The 26266-nt window shown below is 46.0% G+C and carries 20 protein-coding genes and 1 pseudogene; 8 read left to right on the top strand and 13 right to left on the bottom strand.

Features of this window, described 5'->3' with window-relative positions:
* The first annotated feature begins 16 nt into the window (after positions 1–16).
* Together gyrA and ACVA6Q_RS12465 are read left to right on the top strand one after the other, a co-directional pair.
* The gene (gene gyrA / locus ACVA6Q_RS12470) at positions 17–2650 is read left to right on the top strand and encodes a DNA topoisomerase (ATP-hydrolyzing) subunit A (protein WP_446647720.1); all 2634 of its coding nucleotides are present in this window, start codon (positions 17–19) and stop codon (positions 2648–2650) included.
* A 219-nt stretch (positions 2651–2869) separates the two neighbouring features.
* The gene (locus tag ACVA6Q_RS12465; RefSeq protein WP_446647719.1) at positions 2870–3436 is read left to right on the top strand and encodes a sugar O-acetyltransferase; all 567 of its coding nucleotides are present in this window, start codon (positions 2870–2872) and stop codon (positions 3434–3436) included.
* Positions 3437–3496: 60 nt separating this feature from the next.
* Here the strand turns inward: ACVA6Q_RS12465 and ACVA6Q_RS12460 are convergent, their stop codons facing one another.
* The 4 genes from ACVA6Q_RS12460 to ACVA6Q_RS12445 form a co-directional block, all read right to left on the bottom strand.
* Positions 3497–5506 carry a methyl-accepting chemotaxis protein gene (locus tag ACVA6Q_RS12460; protein ID WP_446647718.1) on the bottom strand — a complete coding sequence of 670 codons (2010 nt, stop codon included), beginning with the start codon at positions 5504–5506 and terminating at the stop codon, positions 3497–3499.
* Between the two features lie 205 nt (positions 5507–5711).
* On the bottom strand, positions 5712–7499 hold the full coding sequence (locus tag ACVA6Q_RS12455; RefSeq protein WP_353498466.1) for an ABC transporter ATP-binding protein: 1788 nt from the start codon (positions 7497–7499) through the stop codon (positions 5712–5714).
* Positions 7493–9256 carry an ABC transporter ATP-binding protein gene (locus ACVA6Q_RS12450; RefSeq protein WP_446647717.1) on the bottom strand — a complete coding sequence of 588 codons (1764 nt, stop codon included), beginning with the start codon at positions 9254–9256 and terminating at the stop codon, positions 7493–7495. Before ACVA6Q_RS12450 ends, ACVA6Q_RS12455 begins: the two co-directional genes overlap by 7 nt.
* Positions 9257–9390: 134 nt before the next feature.
* The gene (locus ACVA6Q_RS12445; protein WP_446647716.1) at positions 9391–10017 is read right to left on the bottom strand and encodes a DsbA family protein; all 627 of its coding nucleotides are present in this window, start codon (positions 10015–10017) and stop codon (positions 9391–9393) included.
* 145 nt (positions 10018–10162) lie between these two features.
* Between ACVA6Q_RS12445 and ACVA6Q_RS12440 the strand changes: the two genes are divergently transcribed.
* Complete coding sequence (locus ACVA6Q_RS12440; protein WP_446647715.1) at positions 10163–10798, top strand: SDR family NAD(P)-dependent oxidoreductase; 636 nt, start codon at positions 10163–10165, stop codon at positions 10796–10798.
* A gap of 47 nt (positions 10799–10845) precedes the next feature.
* Here the strand turns inward: ACVA6Q_RS12440 and ACVA6Q_RS12435 are convergent, their stop codons facing one another.
* The 3 genes from ACVA6Q_RS12435 to cls form a co-directional block, all read right to left on the bottom strand.
* Positions 10846–11160, bottom strand: a complete 315-nt coding sequence (locus ACVA6Q_RS12435) for a DUF6693 family protein (protein WP_112461530.1) — start codon at positions 11158–11160, stop codon at positions 10846–10848.
* A 56-nt stretch (positions 11161–11216) separates the two neighbouring features.
* Positions 11217–12422, bottom strand: coding sequence for a cystathionine beta-lyase (locus ACVA6Q_RS12430; protein WP_446647714.1), 1206 nt, complete (start codon positions 12420–12422; stop codon positions 11217–11219).
* Positions 12423–12538: 116 nt separating this feature from the next.
* A complete protein-coding gene (gene cls, locus ACVA6Q_RS12425; protein WP_353498471.1) occupies positions 12539–13993 on the bottom strand; it encodes a cardiolipin synthase in 1455 nt (484 codons plus the stop codon).
* A gap of 472 nt (positions 13994–14465) precedes the next feature.
* Here cls and ACVA6Q_RS12420 point away from each other — a divergent pair, with 472 nt between their 5' ends.
* The 5 genes from ACVA6Q_RS12420 (at position 14466) to ACVA6Q_RS12400 (ending at position 20016) form a co-directional block, all read left to right on the top strand.
* Positions 14466–15809: a sodium-dependent transporter gene (locus ACVA6Q_RS12420; protein WP_353498472.1), complete on the top strand. Its 1344-nt coding sequence runs from the start codon at positions 14466–14468 to the stop codon at positions 15807–15809.
* An 85-nt stretch (positions 15810–15894) separates the two neighbouring features.
* Positions 15895–16581, top strand: coding sequence for a TIGR01621 family pseudouridine synthase (locus tag ACVA6Q_RS12415; RefSeq protein ID WP_446647713.1), 687 nt, complete (start codon positions 15895–15897; stop codon positions 16579–16581).
* A 38-nt stretch (positions 16582–16619) separates the two neighbouring features.
* Positions 16620–17552, top strand: coding sequence for a class I SAM-dependent methyltransferase (locus ACVA6Q_RS12410; RefSeq protein WP_446647775.1), 933 nt, complete (start codon positions 16620–16622; stop codon positions 17550–17552).
* 445 nt (positions 17553–17997) lie between these two features.
* Entirely contained in the window at positions 17998–18945 is a 948-nt protein-coding gene (locus ACVA6Q_RS12405) for a DUF1989 domain-containing protein (protein ID WP_446647712.1), read from the top strand.
* Positions 18946–19158: 213 nt separating this feature from the next.
* A complete protein-coding gene (locus tag ACVA6Q_RS12400; RefSeq protein ID WP_446647711.1) occupies positions 19159–20016 on the top strand; it encodes a LysR family transcriptional regulator in 858 nt (285 codons plus the stop codon).
* Positions 20017–20038: 22 nt separating this feature from the next.
* On the opposite strand, the gene ACVA6Q_RS12395 is transcribed toward ACVA6Q_RS12400, so the two are convergent.
* From ACVA6Q_RS12395 to ACVA6Q_RS12370, 6 genes and pseudogenes are all read right to left on the bottom strand, one after another.
* The gene (locus ACVA6Q_RS12395; protein ID WP_446647710.1) at positions 20039–21346 is read right to left on the bottom strand and encodes an anaerobic sulfatase maturase; all 1308 of its coding nucleotides are present in this window, start codon (positions 21344–21346) and stop codon (positions 20039–20041) included.
* A 133-nt stretch (positions 21347–21479) separates the two neighbouring features.
* Positions 21480–23795, bottom strand: coding sequence for an arylsulfatase (locus ACVA6Q_RS12390; RefSeq protein ID WP_446647709.1), 2316 nt, complete (start codon positions 23793–23795; stop codon positions 21480–21482).
* Between the two features lie 249 nt (positions 23796–24044).
* Positions 24045–24173: pseudogene (locus ACVA6Q_RS12385) on the bottom strand (DUF2237 family protein); the annotation flags it as partial.
* A 58-nt stretch (positions 24174–24231) separates the two neighbouring features.
* Positions 24232–24525, bottom strand: coding sequence for a Fis family transcriptional regulator (locus ACVA6Q_RS12380; protein ID WP_446647708.1), 294 nt, complete (start codon positions 24523–24525; stop codon positions 24232–24234).
* 61 nt (positions 24526–24586) lie between these two features.
* Positions 24587–25456, bottom strand: coding sequence for a patatin-like phospholipase family protein (locus ACVA6Q_RS12375; protein WP_446647707.1), 870 nt, complete (start codon positions 25454–25456; stop codon positions 24587–24589).
* A 216-nt stretch (positions 25457–25672) separates the two neighbouring features.
* Positions 25673–26131 carry an META domain-containing protein gene (locus ACVA6Q_RS12370; protein WP_353498478.1) on the bottom strand — a complete coding sequence of 153 codons (459 nt, stop codon included), beginning with the start codon at positions 26129–26131 and terminating at the stop codon, positions 25673–25675.
* Positions 26132–26266 lie beyond the last annotated feature (135 nt).

The raw sequence follows: 26266 nt of genomic DNA, 5'->3' as shown, positions 1-26266 counted from the left end.
GAGGGATATTGGCTCTATGAGCGATCTAGCTAAAGAGATCACGCCCGTAAACATAGAAGATGAGCTGAGAGGCTCATATCTCGACTACGCGATGTCAGTTATCGTGGGTCGTGCTCTTCCAGATGTGCGTGATGGCCTAAAACCAGTACACCGCCGCGTTCTGTTCGCGATGAATGTGCTAGGTAATGATTGGAATAAACCATATAAAAAGTCTGCCCGTGTTGTCGGCGACGTAATCGGTAAATATCACCCACACGGTGATAGTGCTGTATACGACACTATTGTTCGTATGGCTCAGCCGTTCTCGCTTCGCTACATGTTGGTAGATGGTCAAGGTAACTTCGGTTCCATTGATGGCGATTCAGCGGCGGCAATGCGTTATACCGAAGTCCGCATGGCTAAAATCGCTCATGAGCTATTAGCAGACCTAGACAAAGAAACCGTTGACTATGTTCCTAACTATGATGGAACAGAGCAAATTCCAGCGGTTCTGCCGACTAAGATTCCAAACCTACTAGTAAACGGTTCTTCTGGTATCGCGGTAGGTATGGCAACCAACATTCCACCGCATAACCTCAATGAAGTTATCGATGGCTGTTTGGCATACATCAAGAACGAAGACATCTCGATTGATGAGCTCATGGATTACATCCCGGGCCCAGATTTCCCGACAGCGGCACTGATCAGTGGTCGTAAAGGCATCATCGATGCTTACAAGACGGGTCGTGGTAAAGTCTACATGCGTTCTAAAGCAGAGATCGAAGAAGACAAGAATGGCAGAGAAACCATCATTGTTACCGAGATCCCTTATCAAGTGAACAAGGCTCGCCTAATCGAAAAGATTGCAGAGCTTGTTAAAGATAAGAAAGTAGAAGGCATTAGCGCACTACGTGATGAGTCTGATAAAGACGGTATGCGCATTGTTATCGAATGTAAGCGTGACGCAGTAGGTGAAGTGGTTCTAAACAACCTGTACTCACAGACTCAGCTACAAACTACGTTCGGCATCAACATGGTTGCCCTAAACAATGGTCAGCCACAGCTGTTCAACCTTAAGGACATGCTGAAGTGCTTCGTTGATCACCGCCGTGAAGTTGTGACTCGTCGTACTATCTTCGAACTTCGTAAAGCAAGAGACCGTGCTCACATCCTTGAAGCGCTATCCCTAGCCCTTGCGAACATCGATGAAGTTATCGAACTCATCAAAAACGCACCAACGCCTGCAGAAGCAAAAGTTGGTCTGGTTTCTCGTGGTTGGGAACTAGGTAGCGTAGCATCAATGCTAGAGCGTGCCGGTACTGACGCGGCTCGCCCAGACTGGCTAGAAGATCAATACGGCATCCGTGATGGTCTGTACTACCTAACTGAGCAACAAGCTCAAGCGATTCTAGAACTTCGCCTACACCGTCTAACTGGTCTAGAGCATGAGAAGATCCTAGAAGAGTACAAAGCACTTCTAGAAGAGATTGCAGAATTAATGCACATCCTTTCTAGCACAGAGCGCTTGATGGAAGTGATCACCGAAGAGCTAGAAGAAGTTCAAGCGACCTACGGTGACGAGCGTCGCAGTGAAATTACGGCTGCCGTTCATGACATTGATATGGAAGAGCTGATCGCTCGTGAAGACGTAGTAGTAACGCTGTCTCATGAAGGTTACGTCAAGTATCAGTACCTAAGCGACTACGAAGCTCAGCGTCGTGGTGGTAAAGGTAAGAGTGCGACTAAGATGAAGGAAGAGGATTACATCGAGCGTCTGCTTGTTGCTAACACTCACGACAACATCTTGTGCTTCTCAACGCGCGGTAAGACTTACCGTCTGAAAGTATATCAATTGCCACAAGCGAGCCGTACAGCTCGTGGTAAGCCTATCGTTAACATTCTTCCACTAGAAGAAGGTGAGCGTATCACGGCTATCCTGCCAGTGTCTGAGTTCAGCGCTGACAAGTACATCTTCATGGCAACTGGCGACGGTACAGTGAAGAAGACGTCACTAGACCAGTTCTCTAACGTACGTGCTAACGGCCTAATCGCTGTGAACCTGCGTGACGATGACTCGCTAATTGGTGTGGATATCACTAACGGCGACAGCGATGTGATGCTGTTCTCGAAGCAGGGTAAAGTGGTTCGCTTTAGCGAAGACAAAGTCCGCGCAATGGGCCGTACAGCGGCAGGTGTTCGCGGTATGAAGCTGGCTGACGATGACCAAGTGGTGTCTCTGATTGTTCCTTCAAACGAAGGTGACATTCTAACCGTTACGCAAAACGGTTACGGTAAGCGTACTGAGCTTGAAGAGTACCCAACTAAGGGTCGTGCAACGCAAGGTGTGGTTTCAATCAAAGTCTCTGAGCGAAACGGTCCTGTGGTTGGCGCTGTCCAAGTTGAAGAAGGCGACGAAATGATGATGATCACCGATGCAGGTACGCTAGTACGTACTCGCGTTGCAGAGGTGAGCCAAGTCGGTCGTAACACTCAAGGCGTAACACTAATCCGTACCGCTTCTGATGAATCTGTAGTAGGTCTACAGCGCATCGATGAAGTGGAAGAGCTAGCGGAACTTGAAGGTGAAGAGGGTACCGAAGGCGCGGTAGTAGATGCTGCAGCAACCGATACTCCTGAAGCACCAGCAGCGGACGACGCTTCTGAAGAGTAATCAGATACTCGAATGATAGAAAACCTGCCTTATGGCAGGTTTTTTTTTGATCTAATCACTTCAATTAGTTATCGATATCGCTACATGTATTTATGCCAAAGTCTTTCTGAAAACTCGGTTTGATTAGCTTTCTACTCGCGTGTAGAGATGGATGAAAAGCGATGTGGGAGAGTGCTACAATGCCGCTCATAATAACTCACTAAAAACTAAAGAGATAACATGACCGAATTTGAAAAGATGCTTGCTGGCGAAGAGTTTGATGGTGGCTCGGAGAGCATTAATAAAATCCGTCAAAATGCAGCGGATTTACTACAGGCCATCAATCAAAATACTAACGAAGCGCAACGTGGTGAGCTGTTTCAGCAACTCATGGGGAGTATGGATGGATCTAGCATTATTCGTTCACCTTTTTACTGTGAGTTTGGTAAAACGATTTCGATTGGCAAGAAAACCTTCCTCAACATGAATGTCACCATGCTCGATGGCGCGAAAATCACCATTGGCAACAACGTGTTGATTGGTCCCAATACCCAGTTCTACTGTGCAAGTCACGACTTAAACTACTTAAAACGCCGCAACTGGGCGACACAATGCGACCCCATTGCCGTCGAAGATGATGTGTGGATTGGGGGCAATGTTGTGATAAACCAAGGTGTGACTATTGGCGCTCGCTCAGTGATTGCAGCGAACTCTGTGGTTAATTCTGATGTACCACCAGACTCGCTTTACGGAGGCACGCCCGCCAAGCTTATCCGAAAGATTCACGAAAATGAGCAGGAGAGTTAGAGTTTTTCTTGTATAGAAAAGGGCTCAAATGAGCCCTTTTGATGCTTCATCTCAAAGGATTTAGCTTACTTTAAATTTACCAATCGTCTTTTTAAGCTCTTCTACCATTTCAAGCTGCTTGTCGATTTTGCTTAGCATCTTGCGTGTGTCTGCGACACTGTCTTCGGCTAGCTGATCCACAGAGACGGTCTGCTGACTGATTTCGCCAGAGGCAATAGCTTGCTCATTCACCATGGAGGCGATCTCTTGAGATTGAGAGTCGATCATTTCCATCGTTTGATGAATTTCGCGTAGCTTATTGTCGACTTCTGCAATCATATCTACGCCTTGCTCGGTTTTAGAGCGGCCAATGCGTAGTGAATCTACCGCGTTAGCCGCAGAGCTTTGTAGCGTGGCGATGATGCCTTCAATATCAACAGTAGACTGTTGAGTGCGCTGGGCGAGGGTACGAACTTCATCGGCAACGACCGCAAAACCACGCCCTTGCTCACCAGCGCGAGCGGCTTCAATCGCGGCGTTGAGCGCGAGTAGGTTCGTCTGCTCAGCGACGCCTTTAATTACCTCAAGCACACTAGTAATGGCGGTAGCATTGTCATTAAGAACGGCAACCACTTTCTCTGATTTTGAGACATCTTGGTAGATGTCATTCATCAGATTGCTTGCGTCGTGAGTCAGTGTTTGACTCTGCTGAGAGCTCGTTGACGCATCTGAAGCATGCTGTTGTGCTGTCTGCGCATTGTCCGCAATACCACTGATCGTTTGTGACATTTCCGTCGAAGCTGTGGCGATTTGCTCAATGTAGCTTTTTTGACTAGCGATGGTGTTGCCAAAGTGTTCAGCGATACGATGCAGTTCAATCGCGTCGTTAGTGACTTGCTCAGTGGTTCGAAGGCTAAGCTGTGTGGTCTGCTGGATATCGTTGACAAAGAGGTTAAATGAGCGACTTAATTTACCAAGCTCATCGTTATGTTCGTACTCTAAACGCTGCGTCAGGTCGCCTTCACCTACTGCGATGTTGTCCATCGCCGTAACCACGTTACTCAGCGGTTGAGTTAGGAAGCGATTAATGATGAACATCATCGCCATGCCACTGATGATAAGCACCAACAAAATGACCGCAACGGTTCCCCAGAATGTCGATTGAATCGGATCGGTAATCAAACTCTCTGGAACCATAAAGCCCACGCGCCAATCTAGCTCCAGTGTGGGGTCGGTGACTGCTTCAACAAATACGAGCTGTGGCTGGCCATTGAAAACGACAGTACCAATAGTTTGGGTTTGCTGGCGAACGTTGCTTTGCAGCTCGGCGAATCCGGATGTATTACCAAACACTTTATCGACGTCACCGAGGGTTGGTAGTGTCGACATATCAATGCGGTTTTGGGTGTCGTTAAATGCGATGATGCCACCATCAGAGGCGATTAAAAAGCCCGTACCAACACCTTGATAGCGCATTTTATCAATCAAGCCTTGTTTTATTTCTGTCCCTAGAATATCAATTCCCAAGACACCAATAAGCTGCTGCTTATTATCTTTAACCGTGGTTTTAATTGAAGTGACAATACTTTTATCGTTGGCATCAATTTGTGGTTTTGTAATGAAAAGACGGTCTTTTTCTAGTGCTTCAAACCACCAAGGTCGCTTGGTAGTGTAATAGTCAAGGTTGTTATAACGGCCGTTGAGATCGAAATATTCATGAGTATTGGCTGGAGCGTAGAAGACCGACTTGATCAGTGGATCGTGCTTAGAAATAGATTGAAAGGTATCAACTATCGACTGATAGGTAGGGTCGCTATCTATGTTAGAACCCCGCTGAGTATAGTTGGCAAACCAGTTGTTAATAAACGGGTTTTCTGCCAAGGTTGTGACCACACGTGAGCGCTCGCGAAAGAACTCGTGAATGGAGCGTACGGTTTTCTCAGTAACTAACTGAACTTCCTGAATCACTTGACTCTCTACAGAAGCGGAGCGCTGATTAACAATAAAATAGGAAGCGAATATCGATATCGTTACCATAATAGCGGCGATCGCTAGCACTAACTTCTTAGCGATCGAGTCCATCAATCTCATAAATACTCCTTAAATTTAGAAGATTGCACGTATATTTTTGGGTATCCTAGTGGATAGGCGGCTATTTTCACACAGACAGAAAATATTTAAAACAAAATATAAGGCAGAGTAAGCAAAGCTGGCATTGCGGTCATGAGAATGATGGGTTTTATTAATGATGTCATTAGTAAATGTAGTTTTAACTAATGACATCATCGGAATTGGATTACATATTAATCACATTTATTTGATCTAGGCTGCCACCTTTAGATTCATTTAGCAGACTTGCGTATAGTCCATTAAATTCGACGAGTTGCTGATGATTGCCACGTTCGACAATTTCGCCCTTGTCGAGCACAAGAATAATGTCGGAGTGTTTAATGGTACTTAGGCGATGCGCAATGGCAATGACGGTTTTGTCTTGATACAAACGACTCATTGCTTTTTGGATTAAATCCTCTGTAATGGAATCGACAGAGCTGGTGGCCTCGTCCAGCATCATGATTTGCCCGCCTTGAGCGATGGCCCGCGCGAACGAGATCAACTGCGTTTGTCCAACCGATAGGTTTGCGCCATTTTTGTCGAGTTTAAAGTCGTAATTATTTGGGAGCTGATCGATAAAGCGATCTGCATAAACATAGCGTGCAGCTTCTACAACTTGCTCGCGTCCGACGCTTTGCTTACCAAGCGCAATATTGAAATCAATGCTTTGTTCAAACAGGTGAACATCCTGCATCATCATAGAGAATAGGTGAGCACAATCTTCTGCCGCGATATGTGACAGCTCAATACCATTAAGCAAAATACTGCCTTCATAATCGCGATAGGTTTTCGTGATCAAACGCATGATGGTTGACTTTCCAGAGCCCGTAGAGCCCACCAATGCGACTTGATGACCTTTATTGAGGGTAAAAGACACCTTGTTGAGCACATAAGGCCCATCCTGTTTATACCTAAAGCTGACATTACGAAACTCTAAGCTTTGGAACTCTGCGAGCTTTGGCTTTATCTCATCACTTGGTAGCAGTGTATGTCCTTCTTCCTCAAGCGGTTCTACAAATAGCTCCTCAATATGGTCAAAAGCGGCAAAGGAGCTTTGAATAGACGCAATTTGAGAGGTGAAGTCTCGGATCGGAATGAACACTTTCTCAAGTGTGTTGATAAATGCAATCAATACACCTAGCGTAAGCGAGGCTTCAAGCACTTGCCCAGAGCCAAACCAAATCATTAGTGCGATGGTGATCGAGGTGACGCCAGAGATAAACGCGAACAAAATCGCATCGTATTTGTTCACCTTCATCTGCGCAGCTAAAAACTCATCAGTATAGCTTTGGTATTTGGCCTCTACTTCTTGCTCGGCGCGATATAACTGAACGGTTTTTACACCGAGCAGCACTTCTTGCAGGTACCCAATACCTCGCGCAAGGGCAGAACGGGTAATTTGATGCATTTGGCGTAGGCGATTACGCACATAGACGGTTAAATAAATCACAGGTGGCATCACCACTAATACCACCATAGTGAGCTTCCAATCGATAACCAGCATCATGATCAAAAGTGCAATGGTATTTAGACTGTCTCTCACTAGTCCCACAACGGCTTGAACAAACGAATCACCAATGGTTTCTAGATCGCTGGTTAACCGCGACAACGTGATACCAATTGGTGTGTTATCGAAGTAACTGCGCGGCAGTTTAAGCACTCGTGACACCAGCACAGAGCGCATGTCGGCAATGGTGTGTTGACCAGTTTTACGCAAGTTGTAGGCATAGGTGGTATCAACGATGTAACTGACAATCAGCACTGCAACTAAGTAGAGGATAGGGGTGAGCAACCCATCAACGTTACTGTGGGACAGGTAGCCATCGATCACTTGGATAATCAGCCATGGAAACAGCAAACTGCACGCGATGGAGAGCGGCAACATGGCGACACCTATCCATGCCGTACGTCGATAAGGCTGAGCAAACTGGAAGAAGTGTTTGAGGTACTTTACATCTAACCCTTTTAACATGGGTTTGCCTCCGTTTCAGTTTGCTGTAGTAGCCAGGTCTCTTTGTAGTAGTCACAGGTTTTTAAAAGAGTCGCATGGTCGCCTTTGGCGAGTACTTTGCCTTCGCTAAGCACTAAAATCTCATCCATATATTCCAAGGCATTGACGCGATGAGAGACCACAAGCACCGATTGATGATCTAATCGAGCAAACAGACCTTCGAGTATCTTCCTTTCTGTTTCGTAATCCACAGCCGAGAGCACATTGTCCATAATAAGCAAATCGCAAGGCTCAAGCAGCGCCCTTGCAATACTCAAGCGCTGCTTCTGCCCACCGGAAAGCATAACGCCTTTTTCGCCTACCACGGTTTGCGCTTTTTGCTCAAAGCGTTCCACGTCGCCAGCGAGTTGACTCAGGTCCAGTACACCTTGAACATCGTCGTCGCTAATCGTTCGACTCCCGCTACCGAACTTGACGTTTTCTGTGATGGTTGCTGAGAACAAATATGGATCTTGAGTAATGGTTTTTACAAAGCGCCTCAAATCATTTCGGGAGAAACTGGTGATGTCGCGATCGCCTAGAAAAACTGAATTACCTGGTACATCGAGATGGTGATTAAGACAGTTCACTAGGGTCGTTTTTCCGGCGCCAATGCTTCCTAAAACCCCCACTTTTTTACCTGGTGGAATATCGAAACTAATGCCATCAAGTATAGGAGCATCGTCTTGCGAATAACGGTAGGTGAGATTGCGAACCGAAAAGGGCTGGCCTTTAAGGGTATTAAGCGTTTCTTCTGGCAAGGTTTGGGTGTCAATTTCAGGTACTTCGGCGTTCAAGATAGTTTGACAGCTGGTGATGCCAACCATACCGCGCTGATAGATTGTTGCGATTCGCCCAAGTGCCATTAGCGGTATCGAGAGCAGTACTGAGTAGGTCAAAAATGCGGTGATTTCGCCCAGAGTCAGCTCTTGCTGCATCAACATGTAGCCACCAAGACCTAAGATGAGAATCTTCATAACACTGTTGGCGTAATCCAACACGGGCATGTAGAACACCTGAATGCGAGTCAGCTTCATTTGGCATCTGAGTAGCTTTTGATTTAGCGCGTCGGTTTCGGTTTGCACCCAGGCTCCCATCTGCTGACTTTTTATCAAATCAATGGCGGAAAGGTAGCTCATCAGTTCAGCAGAATACTTTTGTAGACGGCGCATATGCTCCATGTGCAGATCTTTCATCTTGGTAAAACCGATGCGAAAAATCACAAAGGCAATGATAATTGGGATCACCGAATATAGAGTCAGCTCCGGTGAAATGCGCCACATCCATAGTGGAGTTAATGACAAGGCCAGTAGGGTATTAAATAGCTGCAGAAATCCGACACCAAACATCAATCGAATCCCCATTAAGTCGTTATTAACAATAGAAATCAGATGTCCCGAAGCAAACTGACTGTGGAACTCATTTGGGAGGCGATTAAGTTTTTTCAGCAGGATGTTTTTTAGCTCAGCTTCCGTTATACGCCCAGGGTTGAGGCCATAAATACGCGATAGTATGCGCGTAATGATCATCGCAATGGCCATAACCACGACGATGGAAACGTAATATTGCAATTGGCCATAGCTTTCGCTGCTGATGCCATCAAGAAGATCGATCGCTAATTGAATGTAGCGTGGGATCTCTACTTGTAACCAGTTAACGAGGAAAATGAAAAAAATCGCTAGCAGATAAGAGGTGCGATTCAGACGCAAAAAATACGCAATAAACTGGGTTTTGGTCATTTGAGACTTTCTTGTCGGTGAAACAGTTGGGTGAAGAAATAATTTGGCTCATCAAATCACATGCATGAATAAGTGTACACGTGACACCCCTAAAAAGCAGCAGACTGTAATATTGATGGTCAAACAATAAAAAGTTAGTGAGAGGTTACTATCGAGCGTACCTGTGACACAGTGACTTCAGGATGTTGGTAATCGACTGGCAGCTCCACAATTGCGTTACCTTTAGATAGAAATAGCGAAGGGAAGCTGTTGCCGCCAATACTGCGAGCAAAAGCGATCTCTTGGAGCAAAGCTTGTTGTGTTTCTTGAGCGGTGAGATCTCGCGTAAAGCGGTTCCTATCTAGACCAATTTCGGTCGCGATGTCGATGAGTACGGAATTATCGCTCGGGTTTTTCGCTTCAAGATAGTAGGCACTTTGTATCGCCGCGTACATTTCAAACTCGGCATCTTGAGCACGAGCAGCAATAATCGCTCGGCAAGCTGGATAGGTAGCACGCCTTGGTTCGTTGAGCGTCCAAAAATCATGATTAAACTCGGTTCCCAAGTAGCTCTCAATTTTGCGCCAGTACTCCGCTATCTGAGTCCGCATCTGAAGGGGCATCGGCGCATCAGTATCTTCAGCCAGCCCACCTAAAACGTAGCGGATTTCTACGTCTCCGCCCAGCGAAGCTTTGATAGCCTCCCAAGTCGGTTTATAGCCCCAACACCATGAACACATGGGATCGTAAACATAGTAAAGAATGGCAGAGGGGGAGTTCATAGTGGCTTTCCTAATCGACGTGTCCATGTCTAAGTGCTCACCTTAGCATGGATGGATTTGAGCTCAAAGGCGCGTTGTTTGATGCAGATTATAGATTTATCTTGATGGTGATGTAAATTGTTCGCATTACCAAAAGGGGTGAAAAATGAAAACAATTGTGATTTTTGGTGCCAGTAGTGGGCTGGGGCTTGCTGCGGTGCGCTATTTTGCTAGCCAAGACATCAATGTTATTGGTGTGGCAAGAAACCCACAGAAGGAAGCTGACTTGGATTCCCTTTGCGAAAAGCTCATCGCATGTGATGCAACAGAATTCGACGCTGTAAATAGTGCTGTATCAGAATTACCAAAGGACGCCGTTGTGCTGTCTACTATGGGCAGCTTTAGGTCGGATAAACCAGTAGACTACATTGGACACCGCTATTTAGTCGATGCTTTGGAAAAACACGGTATTGACCGCTTTTTAATGGTGACTTCGCTTGGATGTGGTGATTCATGGCAGTACCTTTCTGAACGCGCGAGAGCGGGCTTTGGAGCTGCAGTACGAGAGAAATCGTTAGCGGAAGCGTGGCTGGCGAGTAGTTCACTCGATTACACTATTCTACGACCGGGCGGACTTAAAGATGGTGAGGTGACAGAGCGAGGGGAATTGTCTCAACATGTGGAAGTTCATGGTGCGATTCATCGCAGCGAAGTTGCACGCTTAGTGCACCAATTATTGTTGAATGATGCAAGTATCGGTCAAATTTATCAATGTGTTGATCCAACTGTTAGTTACTACTAACGAGAAAAGGCAGGAGAATCCCTGCCTTTTGTGTTTCCAAAATGAGGTTAGTCTACGCGGGTGTTGTTGAGCGCATAATTCCACACACGATAGAAATAGAAAATGTAGCCAATGCCTAACGTCAGTATCGATATCACAAACCACAATAGCACGTGGCCGAGGTCGCTAAACAGATCGATATCGCAATCCATTTTTCGCTCTCTTCCCATATCATCGACCACATAGGTGCGGTTGAGAATGAACTTGGAGAAAGAATAAGGGAAAAAGAACAGTGCGATACCAAAAGTGATGAAACTTAATATCAACCAAATTAACAAATGACCGAGAATATCTAAGATGGCGACGTCGGCTTTGAGTCTCATTCGGATTTCCTTTAGTAAAAAAATGGCTTTCAATCTGAAAGCCATTTAAACAAACATTATTGAGTAACGGTTTTCTCTTGAATCACCGAATTATAGCGCTCAAAACCGGTTTTTAGATCTTCAATTAAATCTTCGACACTTTCCAATCCGATATGAAGACGAACGAGAGTCCCCTCAAAGTCCGGGTTGGCGACGGTGCGCAGTGAGTTAAAGCTCTTTGGCTCATTGGCGAGAATAAGGCTTTCGAAACCACCCCAGGAATAACCCATGCTGAAGTGTTTCATGCCATCCAGTAGCGCAGTAGTCGCTCGTGGGTAGCTCGATTTCAACACGAATGAGAACAAGCCGTTACCGCCAGTAAAGTCACGCTTGAAATACTCGCTGCCAGGACAAGTATCAAGAGCAGGGTGGCGAACATGATCCACCTCAGGACGCGTGGCCAACCACTCAGCGACCTTTAAACTGTTTTCAGCGTGTTGACGCAGTCTCACATCCAGCGTGCGGATGCCACGCAGGCCAAGATACGCATCATCAGGAGAGACACACTGACCCATAAGGTAGCTCTGCTCGCGTAGTTGATCCCAGTATTTTTCGTGAGTAACAGCGGTACCCAGCATTACATCCGAGTGACCCACGATGTACTTAGTCGCGGCTTGAATCGAAATGTCGACACCATGCTCAAATGGAGAAAAGTTGACGCCTGCTCCCCACGTGTTATCCAGCATAACAATCACGTCGTGCTCATGAGCGATCTTAGCCATACCTGGAACGTCTTGCACTTCCATGGTGATAGAGCCTGGGGATTCTAGGAACAGAATTTTGGTGTTTGGCTGGATAAGATCTTTAATGCCTTGGCCAATCATTGGGTCATAGTAAGTGGTCTCTACGCCCATTTTCTTCATGATGCTGTCACAGAAGTCACGAGTTGGCTCGTAGCAAGTGTCGACCATGAGAATATGATCGCCGGTCTCGACAAAGGCAAGAATCGCATTTGAGATAGCCGCTGTGCCACATGGGTAGAGCGCACAGCCAACACCGCCTTCGATTTCCGTCATCGCATCTTGGAAAGCAAAATGCGTATTGGTGCCACGACGACCATAAAACAGGGTCTTATTGGCGCGATTCACTGTAGCGTGATGCTTTTCAGCGACAGTATCAAAGACAACGGTAGAGGCACGTTGTACTGGCGGGTTCACGACGCCGTTTGTCCACTTTTTATCGCGGCCAGCGGTGACAAATTTGGTGGTTTTGCTTTCTGACATTAAGGATCCCTGTCTGTATTCAAACCGCAATGTGTTTGAGATTAATGCTTAGATAACAGCAATAAACCATGAAGGCCAAAGAGTTGCAAGTCTTTGGCCTTCTTCTGTCCTTATGATCAGAGCAGTGGGTTGAACAGGTAGAACAGTCGTTCGAAGAAACGGTGATAGATACTGCGTTGTTTCCACTTGTTGTAGTCGACTAACTCAGCGCTCTCGATGTAGTGGCTTTGCAGCTGATGCATTTCGAGTGTGAAGGCTGGGTCTTCGACCGCAAGTGTTACCTCAAAGTTGAGCCAAAGGCTGCGCATATCCATATTGACGGTACCCACTAAGCAAAATAGCTCATCAATCACCACCGATTTAGTATGCAAAAGACCACCATCAAACTCATGGATTTTCACTCCTGAGGAAAGCAGATCCGTGTAAAAAGCGCGTGATGCCCATTTCACCATCATGGAATCGTTGTTTTTCGGTATCACCAGTTCAACATTAACGCCGCGCTGTGCTGTGGTTTTAATGGTTTCTAATAGATCGGCACTTGGTACAAAATAAGGCGTGGTGATGCGCACGGACTTTTCTGCCTGATGCATGGCAATGGTGAGCACCTGACCAATCAACTGATCTGGCATACCTGGTCCCGATGGTACGACTTGAACCGGTTTCGAATCCTCTGGAATATCGATTTGGCATTCTGGCTGCACAGGTAGTTGGCGGTCACCGGTTTCTACTTCCCAGTCCCAACAGTGAATAGCAGAGAGCACATTGACGGTTGGGCCTTCAATACGAACCATAATATCAATCCACTGACCAACCCCAGAGCTTTGCTTGAAGTATGCGGGATCGACCATGTTCATAGAGCCCGTATAGGCGACTTCATCATCAATAACGATGATCTTACGGTGCTGTCGCAGATCCAAACGACGCAAGAAAATACGCCATGGTGAAACCTCAAGCCCCTCAACTAACTCAATGCCGCCATCGCGCATCATGGTTGCCCAGTGGCTGCGGAAAAAGGTTGGACTGCCTGCCGAATCCAGTAAAACTTTGACGTTTACGCCTCGTTTTGACGCTTGGATAAGTGCCGCCGCTACTGAGTCAGCCAACCCACCAGGGTACCAGATGTAGAACACCATTCGAATGCTGTGCTTGGCGTTCTCGATATCATCAATGACCGAGAGCAAGATTTCTTGTGGGGTGGTTTGCAACTGCAGCTCATTGCCACACAAAGCGGGAATACCCATGCGCTTGTTGCACAAGTTATCGATCTTAGAAATGTGCGTACCCATGTTGTCGGGCACGTGAGCATTACAATGGTTTAGTTCAAAAAACCACTCTTCAAAGGGCTTAAACATGACGCGAGCGCGTTCAGCGCGTTTACGGCCAAGGTTGAGCTCACCAAACATGAAATAGCAAATCACGCCGACCACTGGAATGATATAAATCACCATTAGCCACGCAAGAGAAACACTGACTGCACGCCGCTTGAGCACGACCCGCAATGTCACACCGGCAACGAGTATCCAATACAAGCCAATGCCTGCGAGTGTTAGAAAGTGATAAACCTTGTCCATTTAGCCTCGATAGAAAGACAGTTTTGGAAATAATAATCTCAGAATCAAGTATTTGGAATAGTTAACTGTCTGTCAAATACAACTAGTCACTGCTGTGAGCGCTAAGAGTTAACAAACGTGAGATAAAAGGTTATGGCAATGGAAGTGATCAGAGCAAAGTGTGGCTTAGGGAGGTCATTACGTTGACATTCGATGGTTTAGTGGCCGAACTATAGTGAAATAGAATGCAAAATAGCCAGATAATGGTTTTGGCCTTCCAATTGTAAAGATTACCTGTTTTACTTGCTACCCATTCGCAAAACTCCTATAAAAACTGCGCTGTAAATTATATTGTACAGCCTTGATCTGGGAGCTGCTAAGACTTCGCACAAGGAACAATGATCGCTAGTTAGTGATGGTTTGCGTTGCTATTTGTATCAAGGACAGCCAACTTTACATTTCACGTCGCTGGGCGACGGTTTGGTACGAAACAATGACAAGTTCCGATAGAGGACAATTCACTTCTCGCTTTGGTTTTATAATGGCTGCGGCGGGGAGCGCAGTAGGTTTAGGTAATGTGTGGGGCTTTCCAACCCAAACGGCGACCAACGGTGGAGCGGCATTCTTGCTGGTTTACCTGTTTATGATGGCGCTGTTGGCGTTTCCAATGTTGATCGCTGAGCTGACAATTGGCCGTTATGGCCAATCAAACCCAATTGCATCGCTTCGCAAAATATGGGTAAAAAATAAGCCGGTGGCTGCCATGTTCGGTGTTATCGCGCTGCTCACTGCTTCCATGATTCTTAGCTTTTACGCCATTCTAGCTGGCTGGCTAATCGGTTTTGGTCTTGCGCCGATTGCTGATGTTATTGGGCTAAATGGTGTGGCTGACTGGCTAGTGACGTTCGGCACAGCTCGTAACGTAAGCTTAACTGTGCTGTTCATGTTGATGACGGTGTTCGTTGTTAGACGCGGCGTTTCCGACGGGATCGAAAAGTGGTCATCTCGTTTGATGCCAGTCCTTTTTGTGCTTTTCATTGCTCTAATTGGCTACATCTTTACCCAGGATGGCGCTATGGACGGACTGGAAATGTATCTCGTGCCGAAATGGAACCACTTAAATGCTAGTCTTGTGGTTAACGCGATGGGCCAGGCGTTTTTCTCATTGTCACTTGGCGTAGGCGCAATGATGGTATACGGCTCTTACTTAAGCAAAGACATCAATATTCCGAAAACGGCGGGGCAGGTGGCGATCATCGATACAGGTGTCGCGTTTATGGCGGGTTTGCTGATTCTTCCCGCTATGTTTGTTGCAAAAGAAAATGGCGTGCAGATTTTCAATGAGCTTGGTGAGCTTATTAGCTCTGGTAACCTGGTGTTTGTGGTACTGCCAGCGCTTTTTGATTCCATGGGGCTAGCTGGTGAAGTCATTGGCATCGCATTTTTTGCTCTAATGGTCATCGCTGCATTAACGTCTTCTATCGCTATGTTAGAAGTGCCAGTGTCTTGCCTTCAAGAAGAAGCGAAGATGTCTCGCAACAAAGCAACCAAGATCTTGGGCGGCACTATTTTGCTATGTAGCGCTATTATTGCTGCTAACTTTAATGCTTTGTTCGACTTAGTAGCGACCGCCTCTACGGTTTATATGCAGCCGCTTCTTGGCGTGGTGTGGGCTGTGGTTCTTGGTTGGATTTGGAGCCGTAACTCACTGCTTGAGGAAATCAGACAAGGCAACCCAGAAATTGAACAGACCTGGTTCTGGAAAATTTGGCCTTGGTATGTGAAGTTTGTGTGCCCGGCGGCAATCTTAATCGTGTTTGCTTATCCTTTCCTCTGATCAGTTATTATCAGAAAACCAAAAGCTGCTCTTCGGGCAGCTTTTGTGTATCATCCGAGCCAAACAATTCAAAGTTACGCCTTTCATGTTCGATATTCAGTTTGAAAATGATGATTTTGTGGTCATCAACAAGTACCCAGGTGTTAGTGTTCACAAAGATGACGGGGATACCATGCTGGTGCAAGAAGTGGCGACCTTCCTTGGTTGTCCGCCTCTATTTTTGGTGCATCGCCTCGACAAAATGACTTCGGGGTTGCTTATCCTAGCCAAACGCTCCGAGGTGGCCGCCGAGTTCTCGCAACTGTTCCAGCAACGTCAAATGGACAAGTTCTATCTGGCGATTGGCAGCAAAAAGCCGAAGAAAAAGCAGGGTACAATCTCAGGGGATATGGAACGTTCTCGTCGTGCTTCTTGGAAGTTGGTAGCAAGTAAGAATAACCCGGCAGTGACACAGTTCTTCTCCTCAGCAGGCGAAGAAGGTGAGCGGGCATTTTTATGTCGGCCATTAACAGGAAAAACTCATCAAATTCGCGTGGCGCTTAAATCAGTGGGCTCTGCGATTGTGGGTGATCCCATTTATGGCCAGAGCACAGGCGTTGATCGCGGTTATCTTCATGCTTACGCGCTGCGCTTTACCCTTTTTAATCAAGCGTATGAGTTTATCTGCGATCCAAGAAACGCAAAACTAGGTAGTAAATGGAACAGCGCAGCTTTGAATAGTGCAATTGAGCAATGGTCTAAACCGTGGGAGTTAGTATGGCCGAAGAAATGATTTCATCACAAGACAATCAAGAGCCACAAGGTCAAGTGATGCAGGCCGAAAAGTTGGGGGTGTTCTTCGAACAAGTCGAGTACGCTTTAGCTTCTTCGCCAACGGAGGTTCGCCGTTTGTTTCACGGCCGTGGTAAGTGTTTCCCTGGTTTAGAGCAATTGACTTGTGATTGGGCAGCGAATCAGTTGTTGGTGAACTTGTTTAAGCCTGTTGATGAGATGTTCCTAACGACACTGCAACAAGGTTTAATGGAGTTAGCGGTTTCAACTATTTGGGAAAAGGCGCAAGGCAAAGCGATAGTACTGCAACACCGATACAGCGATGGCGCGCCTTCAGAGGTGCTTTGGGGTGAACTCAATAACAAACCTGTGGTAGAAGAGCTAGGTTGTCAGTATCAACTCGATATTGGTCGCAACCAAAACTTCGGTCTGTTTCTTGATATGAGAAATGGCCGTGAGTGGGTGAAGTCTAAAGCGGAAGGTAAGCGTGTTCTTAACTTATTTGCGTACACTTGTGGCTTTTCAGTCGCGGCGATAGCTGGTGGTGCCGAGCATGTGGTCAACGTCGATATGGCGCGTTCATCGCTCAACAAAGGGCGCGACAACCATCGCCTGAACAATCACGATCTTAGCCAAGTGAGTTTTCTTGCCCACGACATTTTTAAGTCTTGGGGGAAAATCAAAAAGTATGGCCCGTATGACATTGTCGTGATTGATCCACCGTCATTTCAAAAGGGCAGTTTTGCGCTAACCAAAGACTATAAGAAGATCTTAAGACGTTTAAATGAGCTGATGACACCTAATGGTGAGGTGATGGCGTGTGTTAACTCGCCAGCGGTTACTCCGGATTTTCTGATTGAAGGCATGGCTGAGGAAGCGCCGCAGTTGAGTTTTGTTGAGCGTTTGCCAAATCCGGACGAGTTCGCGGATGTAGACCCAGATGCAGCCTTGAAGGTATTGCTGTTCAAATAGTAAAAATAGCACTCAATGAGTGCTATTTTTTGTTCTCCCCTCTAAACCACCGCCTGTAGCGGTGGTGATTGTTTCGTAACAAGGATTTGGAAATAACAATCGCGTTTCCTTTGCCTCTAACTGCCCAATATAGCCGTCACCCTCACGAAAGTGAGGTTCTTCTGCGCGGGTAGGTAACTGAATATTATCGGCTACGTCACGTAAATCAGCTTTGCTACGCGCTGAATGAGATTCCCTTTTAGACAGAGGTGTGCTCAAACACCATCGTTCAACTCGAAGCTAATACAGTTCGACATCTCAAAGTGTAAATTTTTCTTAAGCTTCATTGACTTTGTATGTAATTAAAAATTGCTATTCTACACCCACAAGCAGCGAGGAAGCCTAACTCAAACATCAAACGAGATTGGTACGGAAACAGATAGGTTTACGATTTAAGGTACACATTATGTCTGATATCAAAGTAGTAGAGAGCAAAATCAACGAAGCAGGTGTTTACGAGTATAACGAAGATGCCGATCCGGCAAAAACGTATGAGCGTATGGCCTCGCCTGACATGGCATTCTACGACGCAGTGCGTGCAACCAAAGAAAACGGTACGCGAACTCACGTATATGACGACATCTTAGAGGCACACACAGGCAATGCTTTCTTTGTTAAAGCGGGTCAAGTCATCCGTTTCGAAAACAACCCTAGCCGTCACAACGGCCGTACTCAAATCATCGATGTGCAAATGATTACCCCAGACCTGACCCAGTGGGCTGACCATCTAAATACTTCGGCACTGGAAGGGTTAAACCTTCGTGTGAACTCAGGAGTGTGGTCTCAACGTCATAAGATGGAGAAGATGGCGACACTCGTCGAAGATAACTTCCCGTACGAAAAACTGGAAGAAGGCTTTACCCACATCTTCTATGCCGCACATTGTAACGCTGACTGGCTAACCATGCTGTACGGTGAAGAAGGTAACGTGAACTCTTGCAACGAGAATTTCCTGCATGGTTTTTTACGTGTTCCAGCAATTGCCGCAATTGAAGACGAAACCGAACGTCGTGAAACGGCCATCTTCCATGCAAATCGTAACGATGTGAACATCTTCCAACCTAACCGCTTTACGCAAATGGACGGTGACATCACTCGCTGTGTGCTAGCGCCAGCTCCCGCGGTTGAAGATGGTACAGCGGTAGAGTTCTACGCAGAGAAAGACCAGTACTTTGTTGTATCGAACTGCCCATACGCAGATCAACAGCTGCCGTTCCCAGAAGCGAGACCAAATCCAGTGTACGTTTCTGTGTTCGACACTGGTATCAAGCCAAACCACCCAGGTATGAATAACCAAGGTTGGGAAGAGCAAGTATGGAATCGCATCATGTCGAAGGATGTATCTCCAAAATAACCAGCTTTTCGGTGAGAAAAGATTCAAGGCTCCCAATATCTCGGGAGCCTTTTGGGTTTAGCGTGATGGCTAGTTTAGTCGCATGTGAATAAACTCTCGCATTCGAAGCTGCTGAATTTAGTGTTCTGAATTAAGGGAGCAGAACATTTAGAGCAAATGTCGTTATAATGGACACAACCGTGAGCAAAAAACTTTCTACAGAAACTCTAATCTATGCAAAATAATCAACAATTCGATTTGAATTTGATCAGAACATTCTTCGAGGTTTACCGAACTGGCTCGTTTACTAAAGCGGCTAACAATCTTGGTATTAGTCAGCCTTCTGTGAGTGCTGCGGTAAGAAAGATGGAAGCCGATATTGGTTATCAACTTTTCGTAAAGCAAGGGCGAGGCATCAGTCCTACTGCGAACGCACATAAGCTCGCCTCACGATGTCATCAAGGTTTCAATGAAATTATTAATGCAGTGACAGATGATGTGAATTTTGAAGTACATGTCAACGAAGCGCTTCTTCATCAAGTCGTCAATATCGACCATGCTCAAATACAAGAAACGCCAGCTGAGCAGGTGAGTGTGATTGAGCGCCTGCGCAATCAATCTTTGGATCTCGCACTGTCTGTTTTTACTGTTAGAGATCCCTCACTTATTATTGAGCCTGTCGTTGAAGAAACCGCGATAGTTATTTGTAGAGCTGATCACCCGTCAATTGGAGATACAATGACGAGTGAGGAGTTTTATCAGCAGCGCCACATCATTTTATCCACCAAATGGGAAAGAATGTCGGGCTTTGAGCATGGTGCTAAGTCGATAGTTCAAGAGCGCCAGATCCATAGCGTTGTTGGTTCGCTTTCAGCCAAGTTAATGCTGGTATCAAAATCGGATGCAGTAGCTGTTGTATCAGAAGGGTTTGCCAAGTACTGGCAAAACACTTTGGGGTTAAAAATGCTTGCGTGTCCTATTGAACTTAGTGCCATAAATTATAGTTTGGCTTACCACAAGCGATATGCCAACAATGAGCAACATAAGTCGCTCAGAGAGGCCATTAAGCGTCGTATCGCTGGCGGATGGTAACCATTTTAATCATAAAGGTAGATTAACCGCAGCAACGTTTGTATTTTTGCCCACTGCCACATAGACAAGGTGAGTTCCTGCCTATAGAGCTCATTTTAGTCGCACTGGTTTTAGGCTCTCTGTAGTTCAGCATCCACATCAGTTCTGCAGGAGAGCGCCCCTGTTTGAGTAAGTTGCACATTTCCTGCATGTAGGTTGCAGTGTGCTCAAAAAACAGCTTATAACCCTGACAGAAGTAATTGTGGTTAGGCAACCCATTTGGACTGACAGTAAAGCGCTGCTTTGGACAACCTCCATTGCAGGCAAACTTGTATTTACAGCGTTTGCAGTCTGCGTTTAATGTTTCCTGTTTGTCCTTTCCGAACTGAATGGCCTGACGGCTCGTATTGCATTCCTCGATAGATTTGTCGTGAATATTGCCCAACAAATGTTCAGGGTAAACATAGTGGTCACAGTTGTATAAATCCCCATTTGCCTCAAGAGCAAAGGCGTGACCACAGCGCTGCGCGAAGTGGCAAATACTAGGGTTCTCACCAAACCAGCTGCTCAATGTACTATCGAACATGTTTACGTAAACTCGTCCAATATCTTTTCGCACCCATTGGTCAAAAATAGCGTTCAAAAACTCACCATATTGGCGCGCAGGTACGGACCACTCGGTGACATCCGCTAATGCTTCGTGGGGTAGAACCAAGCGTAATTGATCACTTTTTGCCACCCTGGCTTCTCGTTCGACCAGAGGCGTAAACTGGATGTAGGTTGAACCAATATCTTTAAGAAACTGATAGACACGATCCGGATACTTTACGTTTTCTCGGTTCACCACGGTCAGTGTATTAAAGTCTACGTTATGTTTTTTTAGTAACTCGATCGCTTTCATTACCTTTACGTGGGTTGGTTTGCCGGCTCTGTTTTTTCGATAGCAGTCATTTAGGTCTGCGGGGCCATCAATAGACAGGCCAACAAGAAAGTTGTGCTGTTTAAAGAAACGACACCAATCATCATTAAGCAGCAGGCCGTTAGTTTGAAAGCTGTGCTCAACCGTTTTATTGCCTGCGTATCTCTTGCTTAGTTCTACTGCTTTTTGGAAAAACGTCAGCCCCATGAGCGTAGGTTCACCTCCCTGCCAGGTAAGCTGAACATGGTTATTTTTCTGCGCTTCAATAGTCTGCATGATATAAGCTTCCAACGTTGCGTCGCTCATGCGCCAGTTGTTTTGGCGATCTGGATAGAGCTTTTCTTTCTCTAGATAGAAACAGTAATCACAGTCAATGTTACAGACAGAGCCAGTTGGTTTTGCCATTACATGACAACTAGTCGGTGTTTGCATGAAAATTCCTCACGGCCAAAGGGGGGCTTGATAATTTGGTGTTGTTGAATGTTGCTAAGTAGCAGCTGTACGTTGCTACCAACCGAGACAGTGCATCTTCGGTTGGTAGCGACAGGTGGTGATAAAGTGACCGTTAATTGAGCGTGTAATCCACAAACTCAATGCGGTTCGGGTACTCGAAAGGCGCTTCGTATTCTGGTGTCACTGGAGAGCCCAGATCCATACCGATATCGGTAGTTTCTGTTACTGCAAAGCGAAGCGGCACAGTGTTTCCGATTTTCTCAGAACCTACCTTTTTGCCATTCACGTAAAGAGTTGCAGTGCCACCTCCACCATGTTCACTAGACTCTTGCTTGTAGTCCATCTTGATGTCGAGAGAACCACTCGGCAAAGGCTCTTCTGATGTCACATGGAAGCGTTTTTTGTTGAAGAAGTTGTAGTGGTAGTGCAGCTTGCCATCTTTGATATAGATGGTGTAGCCAGCCACATTACCCCCAACAGCAACGATGACACCTTCATCACCATGGTTGTAGTCCAACTTGGATTCAATGGTGTGGCTACGTGAGTAGACAGGAGGAGTACCACCTTCAGGTATGCGCACTGTGCCTTGGTAATATCTGAAGTGCTTTTTACCGCGAGTAATCGACGGACGGTTTGGGTTTACTACGCGCTCTGCATACCGATCATCCAATGGATAGACGTCATACTTGTTTGCTTCCTCATCGAATATCTTCTTCAGTTCTTCAAGTTTCTCTGGGTGAGACTTAGCTAGATCATTTGCTTGAGAGAAGTCTTCATCAATGTTGTAGAGCTCCCACGTGACATCATCAAAGCCTTTCGATCCTATAAAGGCCCACGGTACGCCATGGAATGCCGATGCCATCCAGCCGTCATGATAAATAGCCATATGACCTGCTACCTCAAAGTACTGTGTTTTTCTAGTGCCTTCTTTGTCTGCACCATCAAACGAGTAATTCATCGGAACACCGGCCATTGTTGACTGTTCTACACCGTTTACTTCTGTCGGGATTTCAATTCCTGCTGCTTCATAAATAGTAGGGGCGATATCGACAACATGGTGGAACTGGGTGCGTTTTTCATTTTTCGCTTTGATTCCTTCTGGCCAAGAAACTATGAGACCATTTCGGGTTCCGCCAAAGTGAGAGGGTACACGTTTCATCCATTGGAAAGGAGAGCTACCCGCCCAAGCCCAAGGCACTGCATAGTGGTTTTCAAAGTCTTTTCCACCGATACCATCAATCACTTCTAATTGATCTTCAACGCTATCTGGGAAACCATTTTGTACCATCATGTTGTTAGTTGTGCCGATGAGTGTACCTTCACCGCTGGCGCCATTATCACCTACGACGTAAATAACCATGGTGTTTTCTGCCCCCGGAATATCCTTTGCCTGCTCGATTAGATTACCCACCCAGTGATCAGTGTGCGCCATAAATCCAGCGGCGACCTCCATTTGACGTGCAAAGAGTTTCTTTTCGTCCTCAGACTGTTCATCCCAGGCTGGGATCTCATCAGGTCTCGGAGTCAGTTTTGTGTCTTTTGGAATGATGCCTAGTTGCTTCTGCCTTTCAAAAGTGTGTTCGCGCATCGCATCCCAGCCATCATCAAACTGACCCTTAAATTTATCGATCCACTCACTACCTACATGGAAAGGAGCATGGATCGCACCCGTTGAGAAGTATGCAAAGTAAGGCTTATCTGGGTTGAGAGATTTTTGTTGCTTGATCCATTTAACGGCGTCTTTCGCAAGGTCTTCAGTCAGATGGTATGTCTCACCCGGTTTCTTTTCAGGCTCTACAGGTAAGGTATTTTTAAAGAGCTGAGGCTCATACTGACTGGTTTCTCCTCCCATAAATCCGTAGAAGTATTCAAAACCTAATCCAGTTGGCCAACGATCAAATGGTCCGGTTTGGTTGGTTTCCCAGTCAGGCGTATTGTGCCATTTCCCCCAAGCTGCTGTGTTGTAACCATTCTGCTTTAAGATCTCTGCAACACTTGCTGAGTCTTTCCCCCAAATACTGTGGTATCCGGGGTAGCCAGATGACATTTCGGAAATGGTTCCAAAGCCAAGTTGGTGGTGGTTTCGTCCTGTCAGGAGTGATGCCCTCGTTGGGCTCGATACCGCAGTTGTATGGAAACGGGTGTATGTAACACCTTCTTCAGCCAACTCATCCATTGCAGGAGTTGGGATTGGACCGCCTAAAGTGGATGTTTGACCAAAGCCAACATCGTCAAGGATAACAAGGATAATGTTTGGAGCCCCTTCAGGAGCTTCAACGGGTTGCGGATAATCTTCTGTTGATTCTGCGATTGTGCGACCAATCTTCCCATTAAATTCCGGAGTTTCGTACGGTAGTACATTTCCCGAACCAAATGAACTGAATGGTAGCGCTAGTGTTATTGCTGTGAGTAAGAGTTTATTTCTCATTTCAATGACCAACGTTAATAGAGGTATATTACAAAACTGTCTGTTTTAAAGTTGTGAATGGGAATATCAGATAGACAATGACCCTCCTAGATAGGAAATATTGACCAATGATATAAAGGGGACAAAGGCTATTTTAATGGTGGGGTGTAATTGATATAGGGGGTGGTCACGATACATTTCATAGGCTGGGGCTATGAGTTCTTGGCAGGGCACTATGAACAACAGTATCAGCACCGCTGTTATCTCGACTTATTCTGGCCTAGGACTAGAAAGGTCATTGACACAGGCTTTGGTGAAGACGAGGAAGTCTTCGGTCATGATGGCGCAGACCGTGTGTTGAGCGGTATCGCTGCAAACGCTGCGACCGTAGCCATCTCTAAAATATCCAGGATTGGGTTTGCAACTGCAAAGCTCAAACGGCTCACTAACTACATTTTTAGCGTGTTTGGTAACTGATTTGCTTACTCACGTTCTTCATTTGTACGCCAACCTGATTGAACGCATTTTGGATGGTGGTTGAGACATGTTTCTGGCCATCGCTCATCAAGAAGTTTGTTCTATCTTGGTTCGATTCGAATACACAGATAATTTGTAAGCTCTGTGGGAAGGACTGGAATTTGACCGTGTGAGTCACCCAAAGAAAACCTTCGTAGTTTTTTAGCGTACCTTCACAAACTTCGGTCAACACTTCTCTGATTAGATTATCAATTTTCTTATCAGATTTACGCATCAAGAAAACTTCCTATTTATAGTGGGTGAGTAACTATGATGGCATACTTACTCATCCATTATTAGCAAAAGTGACACTCTTCCTGTCGATACTCGAGTTTACCTGTCAGATGATTGACATGGCTTCGCCCTTGTTCCATACCCATTTCATAGCCTTTATCGAGTAGAGCTTTTTTCATCGTTAAGCGCTGCACAGGAAAGTCCTCGGGTGGGGTGATGACTCGAACCACGCAATCTTTGGGTGGGTTTTTAATAAACAGCAGCGAGTCATTGTAGTTTTCAGCACGTTTTGCCAGCGCTAGCCCAATGTTTGGATGCTTCGTGAATAACTTTTTCATTAGCCAACCTGCTTTAGGCTTTGGCATTTCATAGCTTAAAGGGTGTGATAAAATCACAGTGATGTCTCTTGCTCCGCGGCGATAAGCTTCACGTACTGGAATCGAATCAGCCACGCCGCCATCGGTGTAGCAGCCGCCATCAAAACAAGGAGTCTCTTTGTAGGCAAGGGGCAGCGAAGCGGTGGCTTCAATAGCCTTGGCGATATTGTCTGGCGTGATTTCGTAGTAATCGGGACGACCAGTAGCGATATTGGTGGCTGCAGCGATAAAAGGAGCCGATGTAAACACGCGCTCCAGATCCAAAGGGAATCGGCGATTAGATTCTTCATAGAGCCATTTCACATCGACCAAATGGCCGCCAGAAACAAATCGACGTGGGTTGTAGAACTGTTTGCTGGTCGCCAACTCAGTAATGACTTGATAGCTTCGAGTTGGTGCATTGCCTAAGTAACTAAGTAGGTTGGAAGCACCCGCAGAGACGCCGAGAACAAAGTCATAAGGGCGATAGTCTTGCTCTAAAAATGCATCGAGTACGCCTGCTGCGAAAATGCCGCGCATGGCGCCTCCCTCGACAATGAGTGCTTTGGTGGTCATGGGTAATCTCGTTTGGTTCAATGTAGCAATTCAATATGTCGATAAGATACGTGCTTTGCTGTGCGAGAGATAACTGGATGTGGTTATTCTTCCAATAGGCAAAACCAATGTTGTAATGCCAATGTTGTAAAGCAAAGGTTGGGCAAGAGCCGAGGGGAGGGAAGGGATACAAAAAGGCCCCGCATAAAGCGAGGCCTCCTAGATCATGTGTTTGGCTTAGTTTACCCAGTCTTTCAACTCAAATGTAAGCGTATGCGCTTGGCCTTTAAGTTCTAGACCATTTTGAGTGACAGTGATTTCACTCCAGTCAGAAAGGGTTTGAGATACCGTTCTTTCGATGTCCATTGCCGCACCTGGACACATTTTCATCGTCATACCCATTTTTTCAATGCGGAACTGACCGTCTTTCAACTCACCTTGACCGAAGAAGTTATTACAACCTGCGTTGCCGTTGGCTGTCATTTTTTCACCGATTTCTAGGCGTGGCGCTTCGCTTTGCTCTTCGATTTGAATTGGGTTGCCATCAATTTGAACCAGATTCCAGTTATGGTGCTGAAGATCCTGAGCGGTAACGGCTTTCATTGGCTCCTCCTGCTTAGCATCGTTTGCGGCACAAGCCGTCATAAGAACTGGAAGCGCAACAGCTGCGAGTACCTTCTTAGAAAAAATCTTCATATTTATTGCTCCAACTAAATGAAATTGCTGACTAGCGTATCTAATAAAACACTGTTTTTTGTCAGGAGTAGGTTATCTTTAGTATAGTGGGATTTCAACCTAGGATGTGGAAGTTATTGTATATCCATGTTGCAG

The organism is Vibrio sp. DNB22_10_4 (genome assembly GCF_052879755.1).
Note: the sequence above shows the minus strand (reverse complement) of the source record. Positions and strands in the feature narration are given on the sequence as shown.